This is a genomic window from Mesorhizobium sp. M0408 (genome assembly GCF_040321495.1).
Classification (GTDB): Bacteria; Pseudomonadota; Alphaproteobacteria; order Rhizobiales; family Rhizobiaceae; genus Mesorhizobium.
The window spans coordinates 57,785-77,261 of record NZ_JAMYRO010000005.1 but is presented as its reverse complement, the minus strand read 5'-3'; the positions used below and the strand labels follow the sequence as shown (position 1 = coordinate 77,261).

Sequence of the window (19,477 nt, the reverse complement as noted above, 5' to 3'; positions counted from 1 at the left end):
GGGGACCTTCCGTTTGCGGAACAGCGCACAAGAACTGCGGAAGTCCGAACACTCCCCCACGGGAGCTCGCCCTATCATCCCCGAGGCAATGGCGCTCCGGCGATCGCATCCGTCCCCCGCGTTTGGCGATCGGCAGAGGTGCCCAACAACAGGGGAATGACGACAATGAAGTTCATGCTGACCGATCGAAAACTGCATCCGCAGGCCGAGCCCGTCGCCGATGGCTTCAAGAAAGGCCAGATGAACCGGCGCGAATATCTCGCCACCATGGCTGCGCTCGGCGTCAGCGCTACCGGCGCGCTGGCGCTCGGCGGGCTTGCGCCGTCACCGGCCAGGGCCGAGGAGCCGAAGCGCGGCGGCATCTTGCGCGTCGCCATGAACGTCAAGGGCTGGAAGGATCCGCGCACCTTCGACGGCGTCGAGATGTCCAACGTCGCCCGCCAGTGCAACGAATATTTGGTGCGCTGGAAGCGCGACTTCACCTTCGAGCCATGGCTGCTCGAGAGCTGGGAAACCAGCGACGACGCCCGCGTGCTGACGCTGCATGTCCGCAAGGGCATCACCTGGTCGAACGGCGACACCTTCAACGCCGACGACGTGATCCACAATCTGACGCGCTGGTGCGATGCGTCCGTCGCCGGCAATTCGGTGGCCGCGCGCATGGGCGCACTGGTCAACGCCGATACCAAGAAGGCCGTCGACGGCGGCATCGAGCGCGTCGACGATTTCACCGTCCGGCTCAATTTGCCCAAGCCCGACATTTCGCTGATCGCCGGCATGGCCGACTATCCGGCGCTGATCATGCACCGCAGCTATGAAGGCGACGGCGATCCGCTGAAGGCATTGGCGATCACCACCGGGCCTTGCGAACTCGTGGCATGGGACGCCGAGGTCGGCGCCGAAGTCCGCCGCAAGGACAAGCCATGGTGGAAGGGCGAGTTCTACCTCGACGGCATCAAATGGGTCGACTACGGCTCCGACCCCAACGCCATGCTGTCGGCCTTCGAATCGGGCGAGATCGACACCGACCACGAAACCGCCTCCGATACGGTTGCGCAGACCGAGTCCATGGGCCTGAGCAATTCCGAGATCGCCACCGGTTCGACCATCGTGGCGCGTTTCAACGTCGGCAACCCGCCCTATGACGACATCAAGGTGCGGCGCGCCGCCCAACTTGCCGTCGACAATGCCGCCGTGCTGAAGATCGGCATGGACAACCGCGGCAAGCCTGCCGAGAACCATCATGTCGGGCCGATGCATCCCGAATATGCCGATATCGGCCCGGCCCTCCGCAACATTGATCAAGCCAAGGCCCTGCTCGCCGAGGCCAGCAAGGCCGACCACGAATACGAACTCATCTCGGTCGACGTCGACTGGCAGAAGAGCACCGGCGACGCCATCGCCGCGCAGATGCGCGAGGCCGGGCTGAAGATCAAGCGCACCGTGCTGCCGGCCGCGACCTTCTGGAACGACTGGAGCAAATATCCTTTCTCCTGCACGGAATGGCTCGGCCGGCCGCTCGGCGTCCAGGTGCTGGCGCTCGCTTATAAGTCTGGCGCCGCGTGGAACGAGAGCGCCTACGCCGATCCGGAATTCGACAGTCTGCTCGACAAGGCGCTGGCGATGCCCGATCCCGGCGCCCGCAAGGAGCTCATGGCCAAGATCGAACAGAATCTGCGCGATTCCGGCGTCATCATCCAGCCCTACTGGCGCTCGGTCTACCGCACCTACCGCAAGGGCGTGCATGGCTGCGAGCAGCACCAGTCGCTCGAGCAGCATTTCGAGAAGGTTTGGCTCGAGGCGTAGCCTTGCAGACGACCAATTGTCGGGGCCAGCGCCGCTCCTTCCACCTTCTCCCCTTGTGGGAGAAGGTGGATTGGCGCGCAGCGCCAAGACGGTTGAGGGGTGCGGACGGAGTGCCGTCAGTATCAAGCTGGAACACCCCTCATCCGGCCGCTTCGCGTCCACCTTCTCCCACAAGGCGAGAAGGAAGAGCCACGCCAGGCCTTGAAATCTCCAGTCCAAGCCGCACGGTCTCCCGCACCAGCAGGTCCAGATCGTCGCGCCGGGTGCGGTGGTTGTTGATCGCCACCCTGAGGCTATGCTGGCCATGCACCGTCGTGTCGGAAATGGCGGCGATGCCTTCTTCCTGCAGCCTCAGCATGATCTCGGTATTGAGCGCTTTCAGGCGCTCCCCGCCCAGTCCGTCCGCGCGGTAGCGAAAGCAGACGATGTTGATGCTCACCGGCGCTACCAGTTCGAGTGCCGGTTCGGCCGCGATCAGCGCGCCGAGATAATGCCCTTGCGCGATGTTCTGGTCGATCAGCCGGCCGAACTTTTCGATGCCGTGCTCTCGCAACGCCATCCACACCTTCAGAGCGCGAAAGCCGCGCGTCGTCTGCAGGCCGTAATCGTGCAGCCATTGGCCGGAGGCCAGGCCGCGCGGCGTCGATTCCAGATATTCCGGCGTCACCGCGAACGTGCCGCGATGCACGGAGGCATCCCGGATCAGCGCGCAGCCGACCTCGAATGGCGCGTGCAGCCATTTATGCGGATCGAGCGCGATCGAGTGGGCGTGCTCGATGCCGGCAACGCGATGCGAATTGTCTGGCGCAATCGCAAGCAAGGCGCCGATGCAGCCATCGACGTGAAACCACAGATCCTCTTTTGCCGCCAGGTCAGCCAGCGCTTGCAGATCGTCGATTGCGCCGGTGTTCACCGTGCCGGCCGTACCGATTACGCAGGCCGGCTTGAAGCCGGCGTCGCGGTCCTCGGCGATCGCCGCCCGCAACGCAGCGATGTCGATCCGCAGCCCGGCATCGCTCGGGATGCGACGCAGCGCCCGGTTGCCGAGGCCGAGCACTTCCATCGCCTTGCGGTGACAGGAGTGAAGCTGGTCGGAGCCGTAGAAACGCAGCGGCTTGTCGATGCCGGCAACGCCGTGCTCGCGTATGTCGATGCCGGCCTTGGCGTTGCGCGCCACGGTCAGCCCGATGATGTTGGCCATCGAGCCGCCGCTGACCAGCGTGCCGCTGGCCGATTGCGGAAAGCCCAGCATCTGCTTCAGCCAATCGACGACCTGGCCGTCCATCAAGGCGGCGGCGTGGTTGCCGCCGCCGAGGTTGGAGCCCTGGATCGCCGCCAGGAAATCACCGAGCGCCCCGGTGAAATTGCTCGACCCCATGTACCAGGCCCAGAAGCGCGGATGGATATTGCCCATTGGATAGGCCATCAGCTTCTTGACAACGTCGCCATAGACATCGGCCAGCGGCGTTGGCGATTGCGGCAGGGACGCGGTGAAGAACTCCCTCACATCTCCAGGCATCTCCTGCCACACCGGCCGCTCTCTGACATCGCGCAGGTAGGCGACGGCATCGTCGACGACCCGATGCGACAGGACCTGCACATCTCCCCAGTCCGAGGGGTCAAGCGTTTCCTCGGCGGTCGTGGCGGGCAATCCAGACGGCGTGTCCATGCAGGTCGCTCCCGATATGCCGCCGTCACGCCGGAAACTGGCAGCCGGGCGTCGACTGCGAAAGCGCAGTCTCCTCGGCGTCCATCTCCGCCTCGATGCCGTCGAACAGCGGTGTCGTCATGTAGCGTTCGCCAGTATCGGGCAGCATGCACAGGATCACCGAGCCGGGCGCCGCCTTTTCCGCGATCTGCCGCGCCACCGCGAAGGTCGCTCCGCCGGAGATGCCGGTGAAAATCCCTTCCTTCTGCGCCAGCGCCTTGGCCCATTTCATGCCCTCGGGCCCGGCAATCGGCACCACCTCGTCATAGAGGCTTGCGTCTATCGCCTCCTGCAGCACGTCCGGAATGAAGTCGGGCGTCCAGCCCTGGATCGGATGCGGCTCGAACGCCGGATGGCTGGCGGCAGGCGCGCCGCCGGTGCCGCGCTGCTGCGGCTTGCCGCTGCCGATAAGCTGCGCATTGGCCGGTTCGGCGAGCACGATCCGGGTCTCCGGCCGCTCGCGGCGCAGCACGCGTCCGACGCCGGCGACGGTGCCGCCCGTGCCGTAGCCGGTGACGAAGCAGTCGAGCCGCGAGCCGGCGAAATCGTTGATGATCTCGCGCGCCGTCGTCGCTTCGTGAATGGCGGCGTTGGCCTTGGTTTCGAACTGGCGGGCCAGGAACCAGCCATTGGCTTCGGCGAGCTCCACCGCCTTCTTGTACATGCCGAAACCCTTCTGGGCGCGCGGCGTCAGCACCACCTTGGCGCCCAGCATGCGCATCAGCTTGCGGCGTTCGATGGAAAAACTGTCGGCCATCGTCACCACCAGCGGATAGCCCTTCTGGGCGCAGACCATGGCAAGGCCGATGCCGGTGTTGCCGCTGGTCGCCTCGACCACGGTCTGGCCAGGCTTTAGAGCGCCGCTGAGCTCGCCTTCCTCGATGATGTTGAGCGCCAGCCGGTCCTTCACCGAGGCGGCGGGATTGAAGAACTCGGCCTTCACATAGATCGTGGCATGGTCCGGTCCGAGATTATTGATGCGGATCACCGGCGTATCGCCGACCGTGTCGAGAATGCTGTCGAACAGACGGCCGCGCCCGGCGGTGGTTCTGATTTTCTGTTGATGCAACATGTCGATCTCCTCGCCTTGTCGTTGTCTCTTGTCGTCACGGGCCGGTTACAGACCGGTGGCTTGGGCGGCGAGGTTTCGAGACCTTGCCGCGCTACATTTGCCTCCGGCAATGCCAGCATCCGGAGCGGGAATTCGTTGCCGGATGCACCGTGTCGCGTTTGGTGATAAAACAAAGGCCGACTGGCCAGCGTGGGAGCAGGCGTGGAAACGCTCGTGGAATCCGCCCGATCGAGCCTCCACGGCGAGGTGGCCGGCTTTTCCGTGCGTCTGCTCGGACCGCTGACGATCGCACGCAACGGCATCATCATCCAGCTCCCAAAATCGCGCAAGCTGTGTGCGCTGCTCGCCTATCTGGCGCTGGCGCCGCATCCGGTCGGCCGCAGCCGCCTCTGCGAGCTTTTGTGGGATGTGCCGAACGACCCGCGCGGCGAGCTTCGCTGGTGCCTGAGCAAGCTTAGAGGCATCCTCGATGAACCGCATCATCGCAGGGTCGAGACACCAGGCGACACGATCGCGCTTGATCTGAGAGGTGCTTCCGTCGACGCTGTCGACATAGCCTCGGCCGCCGCCAAGGGCGTTGAGACGCTCGGTCTAGAGCGGCTGCAGGCTCTTTCCGGAATGTTCGCCGGCGACTTTCTCGATGGGCTGGAGATCGACCGCAGCCCGCATTTCAACAGCTGGCTGATCGCCCAGCGCCGCCGCTTCGGCTCTTGGCACGCCGCAATCCTGGAACATCTCGTCAACAAGCTTCCGGTGGATGCCGACAGATTGTCTTCGCATCTGGACAAATGGCTGGAACTCGCTCCGTTCGACGGGCGCGCGCATGTGGCTCTTCTGAAAGGGCTGGCGCAGCGCGGCCAGTTTGACGCCTGCGAGGAACATCTCGCTTCCGCAGCGCAGCTGTTTGCTTCGGAGGATCTGGATTTCGGACCCGTTCGTGAGGCATGGCGCACGATCCGCAACGAACGACCTGCCGCTACGCTCTGGGCGCGACCGTCACTCGTACCCGCGGCCCCTCACGCGTCAATTGTGCTTCCCAATTCCGACACTGCTGCATCGCAGAAGGCTTCGCTTGCGGTGATGCCGTTTGCCGAAGAGACGGCTGACGGCGGCCCACGCGGAGGCATCGCCGATGGCCTGACCCACGATATCATCACCCGCCTGGCCAAGCTCAGGGATTTCTTCGTCATCGCGCGCGGTTCGGTGTTTGCGCTCGCCGAAAAAAACATTGGGCCGGAGGATGCCGGCCGTCGGCTCAATGTCGATTATGTCGCCACCGGCACGGTACGCAGCCAGGCCGGCCGCGTCACCGTCGCGGTCGAGCTGGTCGAAGTGCGCACGGCCAGGATCGTCTGGGCCGAGACGTTCGAGCGCAAGCCGAACGACATCTTTGCCGTGCTCGACGACATCGGCAACAGCATCGTCTCGTCGATCTCGGCCGAGATCGAGACGGTCGAGCGCAACCGCGCCATGTTGAAGGCGCCCAATTCGCTCAACGCCTGGGAAGCCTACCACCGCGGTCTCTGGCACATGTATCGCTTCACCCGCGCGGAAAACGAGCAGGCCCGGCATTTCTTCGACATAGCCTTGAAGCTCGATCCGACGTTCGCCCGCACCTATGCCGGCCTCTCCTTCACCCATTGGCAAAATGCCTTCCAGCGCTGGGGCGACCGCGACCACGAAAGCGCCCTGGCCTTCGAGGCAGCCGGCCAGAGCCTGCTCGTCGACGATCACAATCCGGCCGCTCACTGGGCCATGGGGCGGGCGCTGTGGCTGCGCGGCGAGCAGGACGGCTCCCTCATCGAGCTGGAACGCGCCGTAGACCTCAGCCCGAATTTCGCGCTCGGCCACTATGCGCTATCTTTCGTCCATTCGCAGTCCGGCGACCCGCAGGCTGCGATCGGCTCATCCGACCATTCCAGGCATCTGAGCCCCTTCGATCCGCTGCTGTTCGGTATGCTGGGCGCCAGGGCGATGTCGCATGTCCGGCTCGGCCAGTTCGACGAAGCCGCCGAATGGGCGCTGAAAGCAGCCGCGCGTCCCAACGCCCACGCCATCATCCTCGCGATTGCCGCGCATTGCCTTGCGCTGGCGGGGCGGCTGGACGAGGCACGAAGTTTCGCCGCTGCGCTGCGCAAGATGCTGCCGAACTACTGCGCCGACGATTTCATCGGCACGTTCCGCTTCGAGCCGGACGCCGAGGCGCTGTTCCGGCAAGGCGCCAAGCGGATCGGGCTGGGGTGAGGCAGGCGCGCGGTTTGCCAGGCTCTCCAAACCGCTCATCGCGGCTGGCCGCCCCAAACATCGTCATGTCTGCAGCCAGGGCGCATCGTCAGGTTGGTTGCGAATTCGTCAACCAGAGCGGATCAGACGGGCTCAACCGATTTGACGTTGCCGTCGGTATCCACGAGGCAGCTTGTCTTCTTGCCACTGGCATCGAGTTCGACCTGATAGGTCTTGGAATCGAGCTTGCTCGATGAAACCGGAAGTATCTTCGTGCTGTCGACACCGCTCGCCTTGGCGACCGCATTGGCGCAAAGCAGTTGAAGGTCCGCCGGGGCCGTCTCGACCTTGGTCCTGGACATCTGGTCCTGAGGCGGCGGCGGTGGCGTGCTGACACAAGCGCTAACGGCTCCAGCCAGGAATCCGATTGCTGTCCCCCGGATCGAAGTTCTCACTGCATTTTTTCCCGACATTGCTTGTCCCTCTCCGAATGCCGCTTCATACACCTTTGTAGAGGGCGGCCCCCTGCATGAGAACGATGACCTTGGCCCCAACCTTGACGCGGGATGCGAGATCGACGATGTCGTCGTTCCTCATACGGATGCACCCCGATGACACGTCGAGCCCGATCGTCCAAGGCTCCGGGGTACCGTGGATCCGGTAGATCGTGTCCTGGTCGCGCTCATAGAGATAGAGCGCCCTTGCGCCGAGCGGGTTGTCGGGCCCTCCCTCCATGCCTCCAGCGTATTTCACCGCCTTCGGATCGCGAGCGACCATTTCGGCCGGAGGTGTCCAGGTCGGCCACTCCGCCATGCGGCCGACGCGCACGATGCCGGCCCATCCAAACCCTTCCCGGCCCACGCCGATGCCGTAGCGCATGGCCCGCTGACCCGGCTGCACAAGATAGAGAAAGTGCTGATTGCCATCGATGATGATCGTGCCTGGCACTTCCGCGGTGCGGAATTTGACCATCTGCGGACGAAATGCCTCGGGCACCTCATTATGCGCGGCGTAGTATTTGCGCGCCTTGGTGCGATCGTAGTCCACCCATTTGTGGCTTTTCGGGTCGAAAACCTGTGTTCCCGCAGCCAGCGCCGCCACCGCGACAAGACCGAACGCCGCGGCGACGATTGCCGTGAGGGAGCGCCGCCGGACGGTGCCGCGTTCCGCGAACATAGGATTTCCGCTCATGGATTTGCCCACCCGTGCACCCGTGCGCCTTGTGCGGCAACCCATTGTTTGGCGTATTCGTAAGGATCCTGACGCTCTACCTGGAGCGCATAACTCATCTTGGTGATTTCCTCGGGCTTCAGCTCGAACCGTTCCAGGAACGCCACCACCTTCGGATATTTTTTGCGCAGCGAGGTGGCGTAGGCGATATGGAAATGTGCGGTATCCCATGATACCGGCGCGCTGGACTTCGAGACCCAGAGCGGGTCCTCTGACGGCAGTACGATCTTCCACTTTGCCGGATCAAAGGGCGGCTCGGTAAGCCGGACAATGTCGTGCAGCTCAAATACATAGTGCGGCGCGTAGCAGGCAAACACCATTGGATGATCCGTGGCGACCGCGGCATCGACAGCCGCCATTCCGGCATCCTCGGGCGTCTCCAGCAAGGTCATTGTCTTGGCATAACCATAGCTGTTGGCGCGGACGCGCTCGATAGCGGTCGAGGACCAACCCTCAGCGCCGATCCAGAGTTCGCCACGTCCGTCGCCGTCAGTATCCAACGCGGCGGTTTTCTTCGTATCGCTGAGGTCGGAAACGTCGTGAATTCCAAATTTGTCGGCTGCCTCACGCGTCGCGCAAATGCCTTGCCAGGCCGGCACTCCAATGGGGCTGATGGCCACCGTGCCGGCCCCGTCCACATACTTCTTCACCAGATTGTCCAGATTGGGCAGCCAGATTTCGGGATGAATATCCACCTCACCCGAATTGAGACCGGCAAAGGCAATCAGCGTCCCCATCTCGCGCACATCGGCATCGAGCCCGAAATTTTCTTTCAGGCTGACCTTGAGGATGTTTGCCGTCGCCTGGCCCGACGGCCAGTTCGGCATTGCAATGACGAGATCAGCCGCGTGGACCGGGATGTTTAGCGCCAGCATCGTCAATGCCGCCAGCGACACTTTCCGCAGGCACTGCCGAAATCGGTTGTGCATCTCTTCCCCTCGCTTCGGTGCTGAAATGAACCGGGACGGGAACAATCTGTCGCGGCAAGCACCGGACCCATCTTCTGACGGGCAACTGCTGAAGCTGCAGCAGTGCATTCGCCAAAGAGAGCGCCTTCACGTGCCGCCCCTGCACGCTACCCGATGACAATCCGACTGGGAAGATGCTCACAACGCGGCCGCGGCGCCCCCGCTGCGCCCCTATTTGGCACGCCGCAGCGTTGAAAAGTCGGGCAAAGGGGCGCGTTTCTTTCGGCCCTCGCAATGGTTGGCTGGGTTCGAAAAAATACCACAATAGATCGCGATTAGGGCGATCGTATAAGATGTGGTATCGTCGCGCCGTTTTTGTAGAGCTGGCGCAAAATTCACAACAACATAGAATATTACTTGTACTAACTCGGCTTAATGAGAACAAAACTAAGGAAGCATTCCGGAATCTTGCTACCGGTCACATTTCAGTATCTGCTAAGATAGCCCGTGCTGATTCCGAATTATTAAGCATTTGCAAAATTCAATCCTGCGATATTGGGATTTGTCCTTGTCATAGGCTGACTCGGATGCATTTCTTGGAAGCACAGCCGCGTCAGCGGATCGTTGAAACATGCTTGGGCGGACGGGGCACTAAGCATGGAGAGGAATATTGACACTCGCTAATGCGGCGGCCCCCGCTGGGAGCGTTCCCTCCCACGTAAGAGATTACGGCAACCGTCGGCTAAGTCGTCGAATGCATCGACCACAGCCTGGCTCTCGTTTGATGGCCGGCGAAGCTTTGCCCTCCTCCGATTGGCGCCAGCCTTCGCGGCAAAAGCGAGGATCGCCGCCTGCAATGGCCTTCCGATATGGACGATGTCCGCCGCCAGCCAGTCGGAGGAATGAATCATGGAAACTCGTAATCTGTGCGGCCTTGGCCACTGCTTTGATGGCGATCGTCGGTTGTACCACCGACGACTACGATGGTTGTCGCGGAAAGGGCTGCCTGGTTGATCGGTCCCATAAAGGGAGCCGGAAGATAGACGACCGGCCGCAGTTCGAGAGGAACGGCAATCCCAACTTCGATACCAGGGGCCGTTACATCGGCTGCCATGGGCTCGGATGTAAAGTCGACGATCCTGATGACGGGGATCAAAGCATCGACGACAGACCGCAGTACGACAAAGAAGGCAATCCGAACTTCGATACGCAAGGCAACTACCAAGGCTGCCGCGGCATCGGCTGCGAGGTCGATACACCGGACGATGACAATTCATCAGACGACGACGATTCCGATTAATGGCCCCTGCAGCGAACAACGAAGAGGATAGCCACTCATGTCTGAATTGAACGGTCTCATCCGTCGACGTGTCAAAATCGTCATGGTCGGCCTTGCGGGGTTGGGAATGGCGCTGACGTCCGCTTTCGCTGCGAATAACGCCTGTGACGGTATAAAGGTCGAAGTGACGAAGGCGCGCAAGCAGGAATATGCCCCTCTCGTCGTCTCGGCGATGACCAATAAGTTCAAGCCCGCTCAGGCAAAGTTCTTCTCGATCATGGAGAGCGGCAGCTGGAGCGCCGCCTACGTCTCCACGCCGGTGAGCGACGACGGCGTGATGTTCTTCCAGACAGTCGACGGAAAGAAGCAGTTTCGCGACGTGTGGGGCGGCTATGCCGAGCCGTCGGAAAAACCTGAACTGGTATCCTGGGCGAAGAAGCTCGGAGCGCCGCAAGACCTGGCAAAGTGTTTTGCCGAGGAAGTTACGGAACGACGGTGATGATCGCTGGAAATTGCCGCTGACCGTTGGTGCAGGGGGAGAATGATTGGTGAGCGCTCCGGGGCGCCGGGGCTCTGAGATCGACTCCAATCATCAGCTGCAGGATGTGCAAAATGCAAAGTCTTCGAAAATCCAGACTGATCGTGCAGTTCGCCCGTGCATTGGCAACGTCAGTGAAAATGACGGCCGTCGTAAGCGTAACCGTCCCGCAAACGATCAATATTGCGCATGCCAGCAAGTATGATCTGCCGAAACCCTACGTCTCCCGGGCTCTTGATGCGGTTCTGATACCGATCAATCACGCCTCTCGGCACCGCTACCAGATCCCGCCAAAACTTCGCGGGGTGTATGTCCTGGCTGTTGCACCCCATGGCATTGCCGCGCGGCAAGGTATCCGACCGGGTGACGTGCTTGCCACAGTGCGGCATCAACCGATTTCGACGCCGGTTGATGTCGACAGACTCGTTTGGGCCGCCCTTGCCGTGAGTGCCACCAGTTTCCTGTTTGGCGTGAACCGCGGGACAGAAGTCGCAGATGTCGTCGAGGTCAACACCAACATCACCGTCAACAACTTCAACACCAACATCTCGGTCGACAATATTTCGCAATGGACGAGCGTCGACAATCGAGAGGAGTGGACGCAGATCGTCGATGAGTATGACGACGAGATGGAGACGGGCCTCAATGATACGAGCTATCGCGAGGACGACTCGCAGCCTGGCGACGCCAATCCGGACGCAAATGTGTCTTCTCCCGATGCTGACGACGACGATACCAGCACCGATACTGACGACAATAGCCCGGCCGACAGTACCGACGACAACAGTTCCGATCAGGACGATTCGAGCGATCAGAACGACGATGAAAACTCAACGGACGGTGATGATGACAAGAACAGCACCGACACCGACGACGATAGCACGGATGACGATGCGTCGGATGACAGCACTGACAACAATGATTCCGACGATCAGGACGATTCCAGCGATCAGAATGACGATGACGACCCGTCGGCAGATGGTGAAGACGAAAACAGCACCGACAGTAATGACGATGCGTCGGATGACAGTAACGACGCTGACGGATCGGACGATGACGATGCCAACTAGCGGCGACCATGCCGGCAGTTCTAGACCGAGGACAATCGATGAAAACCGCGATGCTGACCGCTGCCATCGTTCTGGCCATGCCGGCTTTCGCATTTGCCCAGGACAAGTGCAACGACGCCGCCAAGGATCAGGCCGGCCCGAACGAGTGCGCCGATGCCGCGTCCAAGAAATCCGACAAGAAGCTCAACGAGCTTTACCAGCAGATCGAAACCCGCCTGAACGACGACGCGGATACCAGGACGCTTCTCGTTCAAGCACAGCGGGATTGGGTCAAATTTCGCGACGCCGAGTGCAGTTTCCAGACCGCGGGAGCGGCTGGAGGAAGCGTGATGCCAATGCTCATCGCGGAGTGCATGGACAGCCTGACGCAATCCCGTGTCAAAGATTTCGAGGGTTACCTGAAATGCAGGGAAGGCGATGCGAGTTGCCCCGTTCCGGCAGCGAACACATCACATGCCGTACCTGCCGTGGCCGATGAGAACGGCCAGGCCGGCCTTGCCCAGGCTGCCGACCCGATAACTATTCCATTGCAACATGTTAGGGGCCACGGAAGCGCTGACGTCGTTTATCACAATCTCGGGATTGCGTTGGGCATCAATGGTGCCAAGCCTCGTCTGTTCGAATTCGACACGGGGTCGGATGAGTTCAACGCCGAGATCGATTCGAGTGTCCCTGGCGTAGAGCCGGTGCACGGCAGCAAGCCCGAAATGTACGCCTATGGAGACGGCACCTATGGAGATTGGGTACAGCAGGTCCGGTTCGACAGCCTGTCCTATTACGATCCGGATGATCCCTCGCAGCCTGTCGTAACCTTCGACGGTGGCTATGGCGCCGGTCGGGTGGTGGATTACGTCTTCACCAAGGGTTTCGGCTATCTCAAGGATATGAAATTGACGCAAAAGCCCGTTGGCCACCGCGGCGATACGCCGGTCTATGCGGATCTTAATGCGCGCAAGAGCATGCAGAATGGCGAACCCGGTGGTTCGACGACGTTTTACGGTGTCTTTGGAGCCGGCGATTTTCTCGATGAGGGGGACGAGGCCGCCGCTCCCGCCAGTCAGACACAAAGCGGCTATGTGGTCTCGGCCAATGCAAATCTTGGAAAGAAGACGACACGGGGCTGCGCTCCCTGCCTGACGCTGAATTTGTCCCCCAGTCTGAGATCCCAGTTTACGGCCCTGATGCCCTGGGGCGAACTGGATTATGAATTCCGCCAGAGACGATTCCCGCGATCAGGCGCGAACGCATCCAATCACTACGAAGGGTCTTACCATTATACAATTTCTTTTGACTATAAGGGAAAGAAGCAGGCGGTTGATTTCAGTGGACCTGTTTTATTGGATACTGGATCGTCGACCTTTCTCGGTATCACCACAGAAGGCTTTTTTAATAAGCTTCGCTCGAAAGGATTTAAGCTTGATGAATATGATTATACGGTAGTCGATTTTAAGATTTTGGGATTTGAAGATAGTTTCAACAACAAGGAATACAGCGATGTCGTTATGGATCGACAAAGCGATGAGGAGGGGGGCAATGGAGTTGTTGTCGGGCTACCCTTCTTCCAGTCAAATTCCGTAATGTATGATCTGGAGAACAAGACGACCGCATATTCACCCTATTTTGTCAGCGCTGCTAACTTTACCACAGACGCGGCTGCCGAGGATCAAGTGCAGCTGAATCGCGCGACCAGCGATGCTGGAAGCAAAGGATGGCTCGGACTGGCCGGCATCATCTCCGGCGCCGGCGACTTCACGATCGAGAAGGATGCGGACGTGCGTATGACCGGGGCCAATACCTACACCGGCACAACCCATATCGCGGCCGATGGGTATCTTACTCTGGCCGGGCCGGGCAGCATCGAGCATTCCTCGCGCGTCATGGTCGACGGTGTGCTCAACATTGATCAGAAAGGAAACTACCTGAAGCCCTGGGGAGTGGCGCACTCCATGAACGATACGGCCATTCGCACCCTTAGCGGTAAAGGCGAGGTCTATCTGGGTGCGGGCAGACTGATCCTGACAGAAGCCGACGGGCAATTTGATGGAACCATCGCGAACTATGATGACGCCGGCGACAGCGGCGGCCTCGTGGTCGCCGGTGGCAAGCTGACGCTGAGCGGCAAGAACAAATATTCGGGCATGACGGAAGTGGCGGCGGGAGCGGAGTTGCACGTGACCGGCTCTTTGACCGGTGACGTTTCCGTCTCGGGACTGCTTGTCGTTGACGGAGAGGTCTCCGGCGAAGTCATGGTCAAGGAGGGCGGCACGCTGACCGGCTCAGGAAAGGTCGGCAACGTCACGGTCGCCGAAGGTGGCAAAGCTGATCCAATGAAAACCAGATAATCAGGCCATGGGCCGATCGTGGCAATAACGGACAGCTGACGAGAACATAGGGCGGGGCTGAGCAACTTAAGAGCTTGACTGCAACCGGAAAGGGAAATCGATGAAAATCGCGATACTGACTGCTGCCGTGGTTCTGGCTGCGCCGACATTCGCCCTTGCCAAGGACAAGTGCGCCGATGCCAAGGATCAGGCCACCATGAACCAGTGCTTCGGTGCCGAGTTCCAAAAATCCGACAAGAAGCTCAATGAGCTTTACAAGCAGATCGAAGCCCGCCTGAAGGACGATGCGGATACCAAGAAGCTTCTTGTTCAGGCACAGCGGGATTGGGGCAAGTTTCGCGACGCGGAGTGCAGTTTCCAGACCGCAGGCGCGGCCGGAGGAAGCATGATGCCAATGCTCATCGCGCAGTGCATGGACGGCCTGACGCAATCCCGTGTCAAAGGTTTCGAAGGCTATCTGAAATGCCAGGAAGGCGACATGAGCTGCCCTGTTCCGGCCGCGAACTGACACGTGCCACAGCTGATCTGATCACGATGATGTCGGCGGCGAGCGTGATGTCGCCGCCAGACATGAAAGGATGCGAGGGGCATCATCATTGCGTGAGGGACTTGAGGGAGGTGGATTATGAAACGCTATGGATCGTCGCTCGCATTGACAATTGCGGCATCTGTACTGTTGGCATGTGTCGTGCCGGCAACAGCCCAGACTGACATGAGCTTCGACATCAACGTCACGCTTTCCAAAAAGGCAGCCGCCAAGCTCGCGGCTGAAAAGGAGCGGATCGTTGTCTTCGCCTCCTATTACGGCGACCCGAAGAGGAGCGCCGAGAAGCGTGTAAACGAAATCGGCCAGATCGATCTCACGCCGCAGGACGAAGAGGTGGAGATACCGGGTACAGCGGGCCACGCTCACATCAGCGGCACAAAGGTCGACACGAAGCGTCTCGATTGGCTTGCCGGCCCTCCCGAGGTCAACGTCAACGTTGCGTCGGCGCGCAAGAGCAGTCCGGACAATCTGCTCAGCTGCGACTTCATCGACGGTCCACTAGGCGATGCCCAAAGGAAGACTGTGACGCTTCATTGCGGATTGATCGAAGAACATGTGGACACGAAGTTGAAGCCATAAGGCTTACAAATCATGCGCCTCGCCACCGGCGCCAACGTACATTACTCGCGGCATGACCTGCTTACTTCAGGGAGACAAAGATTCTCATGCGCCCGCTGTTCGCTATCTGTTTCGGCCTGGTCATCATGTCCTTGCCTGCGACCGCCCATGCCGAGCGCCGTTGTGGTTGGTACTCCAGCCCGACACCCGGCAACCTCGTCCTGACCGACAGTGACGGGGATTGGTGGATCCAGATGCAGGGACGACCGGATCCCAAAGGCATCGACAATGTGCCGGCCTTTGACGAGCGGCAATTCGTCGAGACCAATGTGCCTGGTTCGGGTCACGGCTACGGATGTGCGTGCATGAACGTCGTAACCAACGCCAAGCAACAGAAGATCACCAGAGTGATCTCGGGCCAAATCCTTCCGCTGCTGCGCTGTCGCAACGACAGATTGCTGCCTAACCCGGACGGATAGTTATTAGATATCTTGTGGATGCCATGGCTGACGGTAGGGCAGCCTAGAGCATTGGATCAAGAAAAAGCCCGGCAAACCGGGCTTTTTCTTGGGTCTCTGAAACCGCATCAATCGGTTCGAAACGGGAATTTGGTGCCCAGAAGAGGACTCGAACCTCCACTCCTTGCGGAACACGGACCTGAACCGTGCGCGTCTACCAATTCCGCCATCTGGGCTGGTGCGCGCTCATTAAGCGGGCGAGGGATGAGTGTCAACGCGCTTTTTTGAAAGCCGCGTTCCTTCTCCGGCTCAATGCTCCAGCACTTCTTTCGACGCCACCGTGGAATCGGCGTTGAGCGTGTAGATGATCGGCACACCGGTGCCGAGCTCGAGCTTGACGATCTCCTCGCCCGATTTGCCGTCCAGCGCCATGATCAGCGCGCGCAGCGAATTGCCGTGCGCCGCCACCAGCACGGTGCCGCCGCGCAGCACATGCGGTTGCAGATCGTGCAGGTAATAGGGCCAGACGCGCGCGCCGGTGTCCTTCAGGCTTTCACCGCCGGGCGGCGGCACGTCATAGGAGCGGCGCCATATATGCACCTGCTCCTCGCCCCATTTCTTGCGCGCATCATCCTTGTTGAGGCCGGAGAGATCGCCATAGTCGCGCTCGTTCAGCGCCTGGTCGCGAACGGTCTCGAGATCGCTCTGGCCAACGGCGTCGAGAATATGCTGGCAGGTCTTCTGCGCCCGGATCAGCGACGACGTGAAGGCGATGTCGAACTTCATGCCGCGCGCCCTGAGCTTGGCGCCGGCCGCCTTGGCTTCGGCATGGCCCAGTTCGGTCAGGTCGACGTCGCGCCAGCCGGTAAATAGGTTCTTCAGGTTCCATTCGCTCTGGCCATGGCGCACGAGCACGAGAGTTCTCGACATATTTGCTCCTTCAAATTTTGTGAATCAGCCAAATCTTGTGGATCAGCCAAGTCTGTGGATCAGCCAAGTCTGTGGATCAGCTTGTCAGGCCGAGCACGTCCCGCATCGAATAGAGGCCCGGCTTGCGGCCGCGCGCCCACAGGGCTGCCTTGACCGCGCCACGGGCAAAGATCGCCCGGTCCTCGGCATGATGGGCAAGCGTGATGCGCTCGCCGGTACCGGCCAGCACCACACTGTGGTCGCCGACCACCGAGCCGCCACGCAAGCTGGCGAAACCGATCGAGCCTGCCTTGCGCACGCCGGTATGGCCGTCGCGCACGCGAACATCGTTGCCGGCAAGTGCTACGCCGCGCCCGGCAGCGGCGGCCTCGCCGAGCAGCAGCGCCGTGCCCGACGGCGCATCGACCTTGTGCCGGTGGTGCATTTCCAGGATCTCGATGTCGAAATCGTCGGCATCGAGCGCGCGCGCCGCCTGCTCAACCAGCACCGCCAGCAGATTGACGCCGAGGCTCATATTGCCTGACTTGACCACCGTCGCGTGCCGCGCCGCCGCCGCGATCCTGGCATTGTCTTCAGCCGAGCAGCCGGTGGTGCCGATGATATGGGCGATGCGCGCCTGCGCCGCGTAGCCGGCGAATTCGACGGTCGCCGCCGGCGTGGTGAAATCGAGCACGCCGTCGGCCTTGGCGAAGGCCGGCAGCGGATCGTCGCCGATCGCCACCTCGAGCCTGCCGACGCCGGCCAGCTCGCCGGCATCCTTGCCGATATGGGGCGAACCGGCCCGCTCGATGGCGCCGGCGACACGGGCGCCCGGTATCGTGTGGATGGCGCGGATCAGCGCCTGGCCCATCCGGCCGGCCGCGCCCACCACCACCAGGCCCATTTCACTAACGGTCGGCGTGTCACTCATGAATGTCTCCCGGCCGCCTTTTTCGCGCGACCATTTTCCGCCGCACTCTGGATTGGCTCGCCGTCATCGACAAGCCCCAGCCCTTTCCTGCCTTGCACCCGGTGGAACCGGGCATAGACGCTGTGCGGGTCGGCCATCAGCGAGGCATGCGTGCCCTGTTCGACCAGCCGGCCCTGCTCCAGCACGATGATATGATCGGCATTGACCACCGTCGACAGCCGGTGCGCGATGACAATGGTGGTGCGCCCTTCCATGACATGGGTCAGCGCTTCCTGGACGCGGGCCTCGGCCTCGTTGTCGAGCGCCGAGGTGGCTTCATCGAGCAGCAGGATCGGCGCCTGCCGAACGATAGCGCGTGCAATCGATACACGCTGGCGCTGGCCGCCCGACAGCGTCACGCCGTTCTCGCCGACCGGCGTGTCGTAGCCTTGCGGCTGCTGGCGGATGAAATCGTGTGCCGCGGCCTGTTGGGCGGCGCGTTCAATCTCTGCGTCGGTGGCGCTCAGCCTGCCGTACCGGATGTTGTCGCGGATGGTGCCTTCGAACAGATAGGGCTGCTGCGATACATAGGCGATCGAGCCGCGCAGCGAATGCTTGGTGACCTTTGAAATGTCCTGGCGGTCGATTTCGATGCTGCCCGACTCGACGTCGTGGAAGCGCTGCAGCAGCGCAACCAGCGTCGTCTTGCCGGCGCCCGAGGCGCCGACGATGGCGGTCACCTTGCCGGCGGCGGCGACAAAGCTCAGGTCCTGCAGGACCGGCGCCTCTTCGACATAGCGGAAGGACACGTTGTTGAAGCGCACTTCGCCAGAGGTGAATTTCGCCTCGGCGGCTCCCGGCACGTCACCCTGCTGCGGCTCGAGGTCGAGAAGCTCGTAGATCATGCGCGCATTGACCAGCGACTTTTCCATGCCGACCTGCATACGCGCCAGCCGCCTGGCCGGGTCATAGGCAAGCAGCAGGGCGGTGATGAAGGCAAACACCGCGCCCGGCGGCTGGCCGCCGACGGTCGCCCGGTAGCCGGAATAGGCGATGACACCGGCGACGGCGAAGCCGGCCAGCATTTCGGAGATCGGCGTCAGCCGTTCCGAGACGCGGGCGATCTTGTTTGCCCGCTGCTCGGCGCCCGCGACGAGGCCGCCGATGCGGCGCGACAGCTCGTCTTCCAGGGTGAAGGCCTTGACGATAGCGATGCCTTGCGTCGCTTCCTGCATGGCGCCGATCAGCCGCGAGTTGATCTGCACCGATTCACGGGTGATGCAACGCACCCGGCGCATCAGATAGGTGACACTGTAGATCAAGGGCGGCCCGACCAGCAGCGACATCGCCGAGAGCATCGGGTCCTGCCAGATCATGACGCCAACCAGCGCGACAAGCGATACGGCATCGCGCGCCAGCGATGTCAGCGTCATCGACAGGAGATCGCGGATGCCGTTGACGTTCTCGTTGATCTGCGCGGCGAGCCGGCCCGAGCGGGTGTCGTTGAAGAAGCTGACGCCGAGCTTCATCAGGTGGTCGAAGATGCGGCGTTGATAGCGCGCCACCAGATTGTTGCCGATTTTGGCCAGCGTCACTGCCTGGCCGTAGCTGGCCAGCCCGCGCAGCATGAAGGCGGCCAGGATCGACACGCTGATCAGCGCGATAAGATCGCCGCGCTGTTGGTAGAAGATCTGATCGATGACATCCTTCATGATCCAGGCTGTGAAGGCGGTTGTCGCCGCGATCGTCACCAGGCAAAGCACGGCAAGAGCATAGTACCAGCGATAATCGCGGCTGTTCTCGGCGACGATGCGGCGAATCACCGCCACGATCTCGCTGGGACGGACTTTCCCTTTAGTTGGTCCTGGAAGTGTCAAGTTGGAGCGCTTTGTGGTTTCGGTCCGGCCGGGCTGCAATTC

Annotated in this window: 17 protein-coding genes and 1 tRNA gene; 9 read left to right on the top strand and 9 right to left on the bottom strand. The window is 61.4% G+C overall.

Annotation, left to right across the window (positions count from 1 at the left end):
• Positions 1 to 165 precede the first annotated feature (165 nt).
• Positions 166 to 1,806, top strand: coding sequence for an ABC transporter substrate-binding protein (locus NKI67_RS07510; protein ID WP_352644918.1), 1,641 nt, complete (start codon positions 166 to 168; stop codon positions 1,804 to 1,806).
• Between the two features lie 139 nt (positions 1,807 to 1,945).
• Here NKI67_RS07510 and NKI67_RS07505 read toward each other — a convergent pair whose 3' ends face one another.
• A complete protein-coding gene (locus tag NKI67_RS07505; protein WP_023678946.1) occupies positions 1,946 to 3,475 on the bottom strand; it encodes a pyridoxal phosphate-dependent decarboxylase family protein in 1,530 nt (509 codons plus the stop codon).
• A gap of 25 nt (positions 3,476 to 3,500) precedes the next feature.
• Entirely contained in the window at positions 3,501 to 4,586 is a 1,086-nt protein-coding gene (locus tag NKI67_RS07500) for a PLP-dependent cysteine synthase family protein (RefSeq protein WP_023678947.1), read from the bottom strand.
• A gap of 201 nt (positions 4,587 to 4,787) precedes the next feature.
• On the opposite strand from NKI67_RS07500, the gene NKI67_RS07495 reads away from it, so the two are divergent.
• On the top strand, positions 4,788 to 6,830 hold the full coding sequence (locus NKI67_RS07495; RefSeq protein ID WP_352644916.1) for a transcriptional regulator: 2,043 nt from the start codon (positions 4,788 to 4,790) through the stop codon (positions 6,828 to 6,830).
• A 122-nt stretch (positions 6,831 to 6,952) separates the two neighbouring features.
• Here the strand turns inward: NKI67_RS07495 and NKI67_RS07490 are convergent, their stop codons facing one another.
• The 3 genes from NKI67_RS07490 to NKI67_RS07480 all read right to left on the bottom strand — a co-directional run bounded on the left by NKI67_RS07490 (position 6,953) and on the right by NKI67_RS07480 (position 8,968).
• Complete coding sequence (locus NKI67_RS07490) at positions 6,953 to 7,171, bottom strand: hypothetical protein (RefSeq protein ID WP_031212349.1); 219 nt, start codon at positions 7,169 to 7,171, stop codon at positions 6,953 to 6,955.
• A 136-nt stretch (positions 7,172 to 7,307) separates the two neighbouring features.
• Positions 7,308 to 8,000, bottom strand: a complete 693-nt coding sequence (locus tag NKI67_RS07485) for a L,D-transpeptidase (protein ID WP_023678950.1) — start codon at positions 7,998 to 8,000, stop codon at positions 7,308 to 7,310.
• Complete coding sequence (locus NKI67_RS07480) at positions 7,997 to 8,968, bottom strand: ABC transporter substrate-binding protein (RefSeq protein ID WP_023678951.1); 972 nt, start codon at positions 8,966 to 8,968, stop codon at positions 7,997 to 7,999. The genes NKI67_RS07485 and NKI67_RS07480 overlap by 4 nt, the downstream gene beginning before the upstream one ends.
• Before the next feature lie 928 nt (positions 8,969 to 9,896).
• On the opposite strand from NKI67_RS07480, the gene NKI67_RS07475 reads away from it, so the two are divergent.
• From NKI67_RS07475 to NKI67_RS07445, 7 genes are all read left to right on the top strand, one after another.
• On the top strand, positions 9,897 to 10,247 hold the full coding sequence (locus tag NKI67_RS07475) for a hypothetical protein (RefSeq protein WP_023678953.1): 351 nt from the start codon (positions 9,897 to 9,899) through the stop codon (positions 10,245 to 10,247).
• Positions 10,248 to 10,284: 37 nt separating this feature from the next.
• Complete coding sequence (locus NKI67_RS07470) at positions 10,285 to 10,725, top strand: hypothetical protein (RefSeq protein ID WP_031212356.1); 441 nt, start codon at positions 10,285 to 10,287, stop codon at positions 10,723 to 10,725.
• 113 nt (positions 10,726 to 10,838) lie between these two features.
• Positions 10,839 to 11,834, top strand: a complete 996-nt coding sequence (locus NKI67_RS07465) for a PDZ domain-containing protein (protein ID WP_156937405.1) — start codon at positions 10,839 to 10,841, stop codon at positions 11,832 to 11,834.
• Positions 11,835 to 11,872: 38 nt separating this feature from the next.
• Complete coding sequence (locus NKI67_RS07460; protein WP_352644913.1) at positions 11,873 to 14,176, top strand: lysozyme inhibitor LprI family protein; 2,304 nt, start codon at positions 11,873 to 11,875, stop codon at positions 14,174 to 14,176.
• A gap of 100 nt (positions 14,177 to 14,276) precedes the next feature.
• Complete coding sequence (locus tag NKI67_RS07455; RefSeq protein WP_023678958.1) at positions 14,277 to 14,684, top strand: lysozyme inhibitor LprI family protein; 408 nt, start codon at positions 14,277 to 14,279, stop codon at positions 14,682 to 14,684.
• Positions 14,685 to 14,801: 117 nt separating this feature from the next.
• Complete coding sequence (locus NKI67_RS07450) at positions 14,802 to 15,302, top strand: hypothetical protein (protein ID WP_156937407.1); 501 nt, start codon at positions 14,802 to 14,804, stop codon at positions 15,300 to 15,302.
• 86 nt (positions 15,303 to 15,388) lie between these two features.
• Positions 15,389 to 15,760 carry a DUF4087 domain-containing protein gene (locus NKI67_RS07445; protein ID WP_023678960.1) on the top strand — a complete coding sequence of 124 codons (372 nt, stop codon included), beginning with the start codon at positions 15,389 to 15,391 and terminating at the stop codon, positions 15,758 to 15,760.
• Positions 15,761 to 15,890: 130 nt separating this feature from the next.
• On the opposite strand, the gene NKI67_RS07440 is transcribed toward NKI67_RS07445, so the two are convergent.
• From NKI67_RS07440 to NKI67_RS07425, 4 genes are all read right to left on the bottom strand, one after another.
• Positions 15,891 to 15,975: transfer RNA gene (locus tag NKI67_RS07440), tRNA-Leu, on the bottom strand.
• Positions 15,976 to 16,048: 73 nt separating this feature from the next.
• The gene (locus NKI67_RS07435; RefSeq protein WP_023678961.1) at positions 16,049 to 16,669 is read right to left on the bottom strand and encodes a 2,3-bisphosphoglycerate-dependent phosphoglycerate mutase; all 621 of its coding nucleotides are present in this window, start codon (positions 16,667 to 16,669) and stop codon (positions 16,049 to 16,051) included.
• Between the two features lie 76 nt (positions 16,670 to 16,745).
• Positions 16,746 to 17,579 carry a 4-hydroxy-tetrahydrodipicolinate reductase gene (gene dapB / locus NKI67_RS07430; RefSeq protein WP_023678962.1) on the bottom strand — a complete coding sequence of 278 codons (834 nt, stop codon included), beginning with the start codon at positions 17,577 to 17,579 and terminating at the stop codon, positions 16,746 to 16,748.
• Entirely contained in the window at positions 17,576 to 19,435 is a 1,860-nt protein-coding gene (locus NKI67_RS07425; protein ID WP_023678963.1) for an ABC transporter ATP-binding protein, read from the bottom strand. The genes dapB and NKI67_RS07425 overlap by 4 nt, the downstream gene beginning before the upstream one ends.
• Between the last annotated feature and the right edge of the window lie 42 nt (positions 19,436 to 19,477).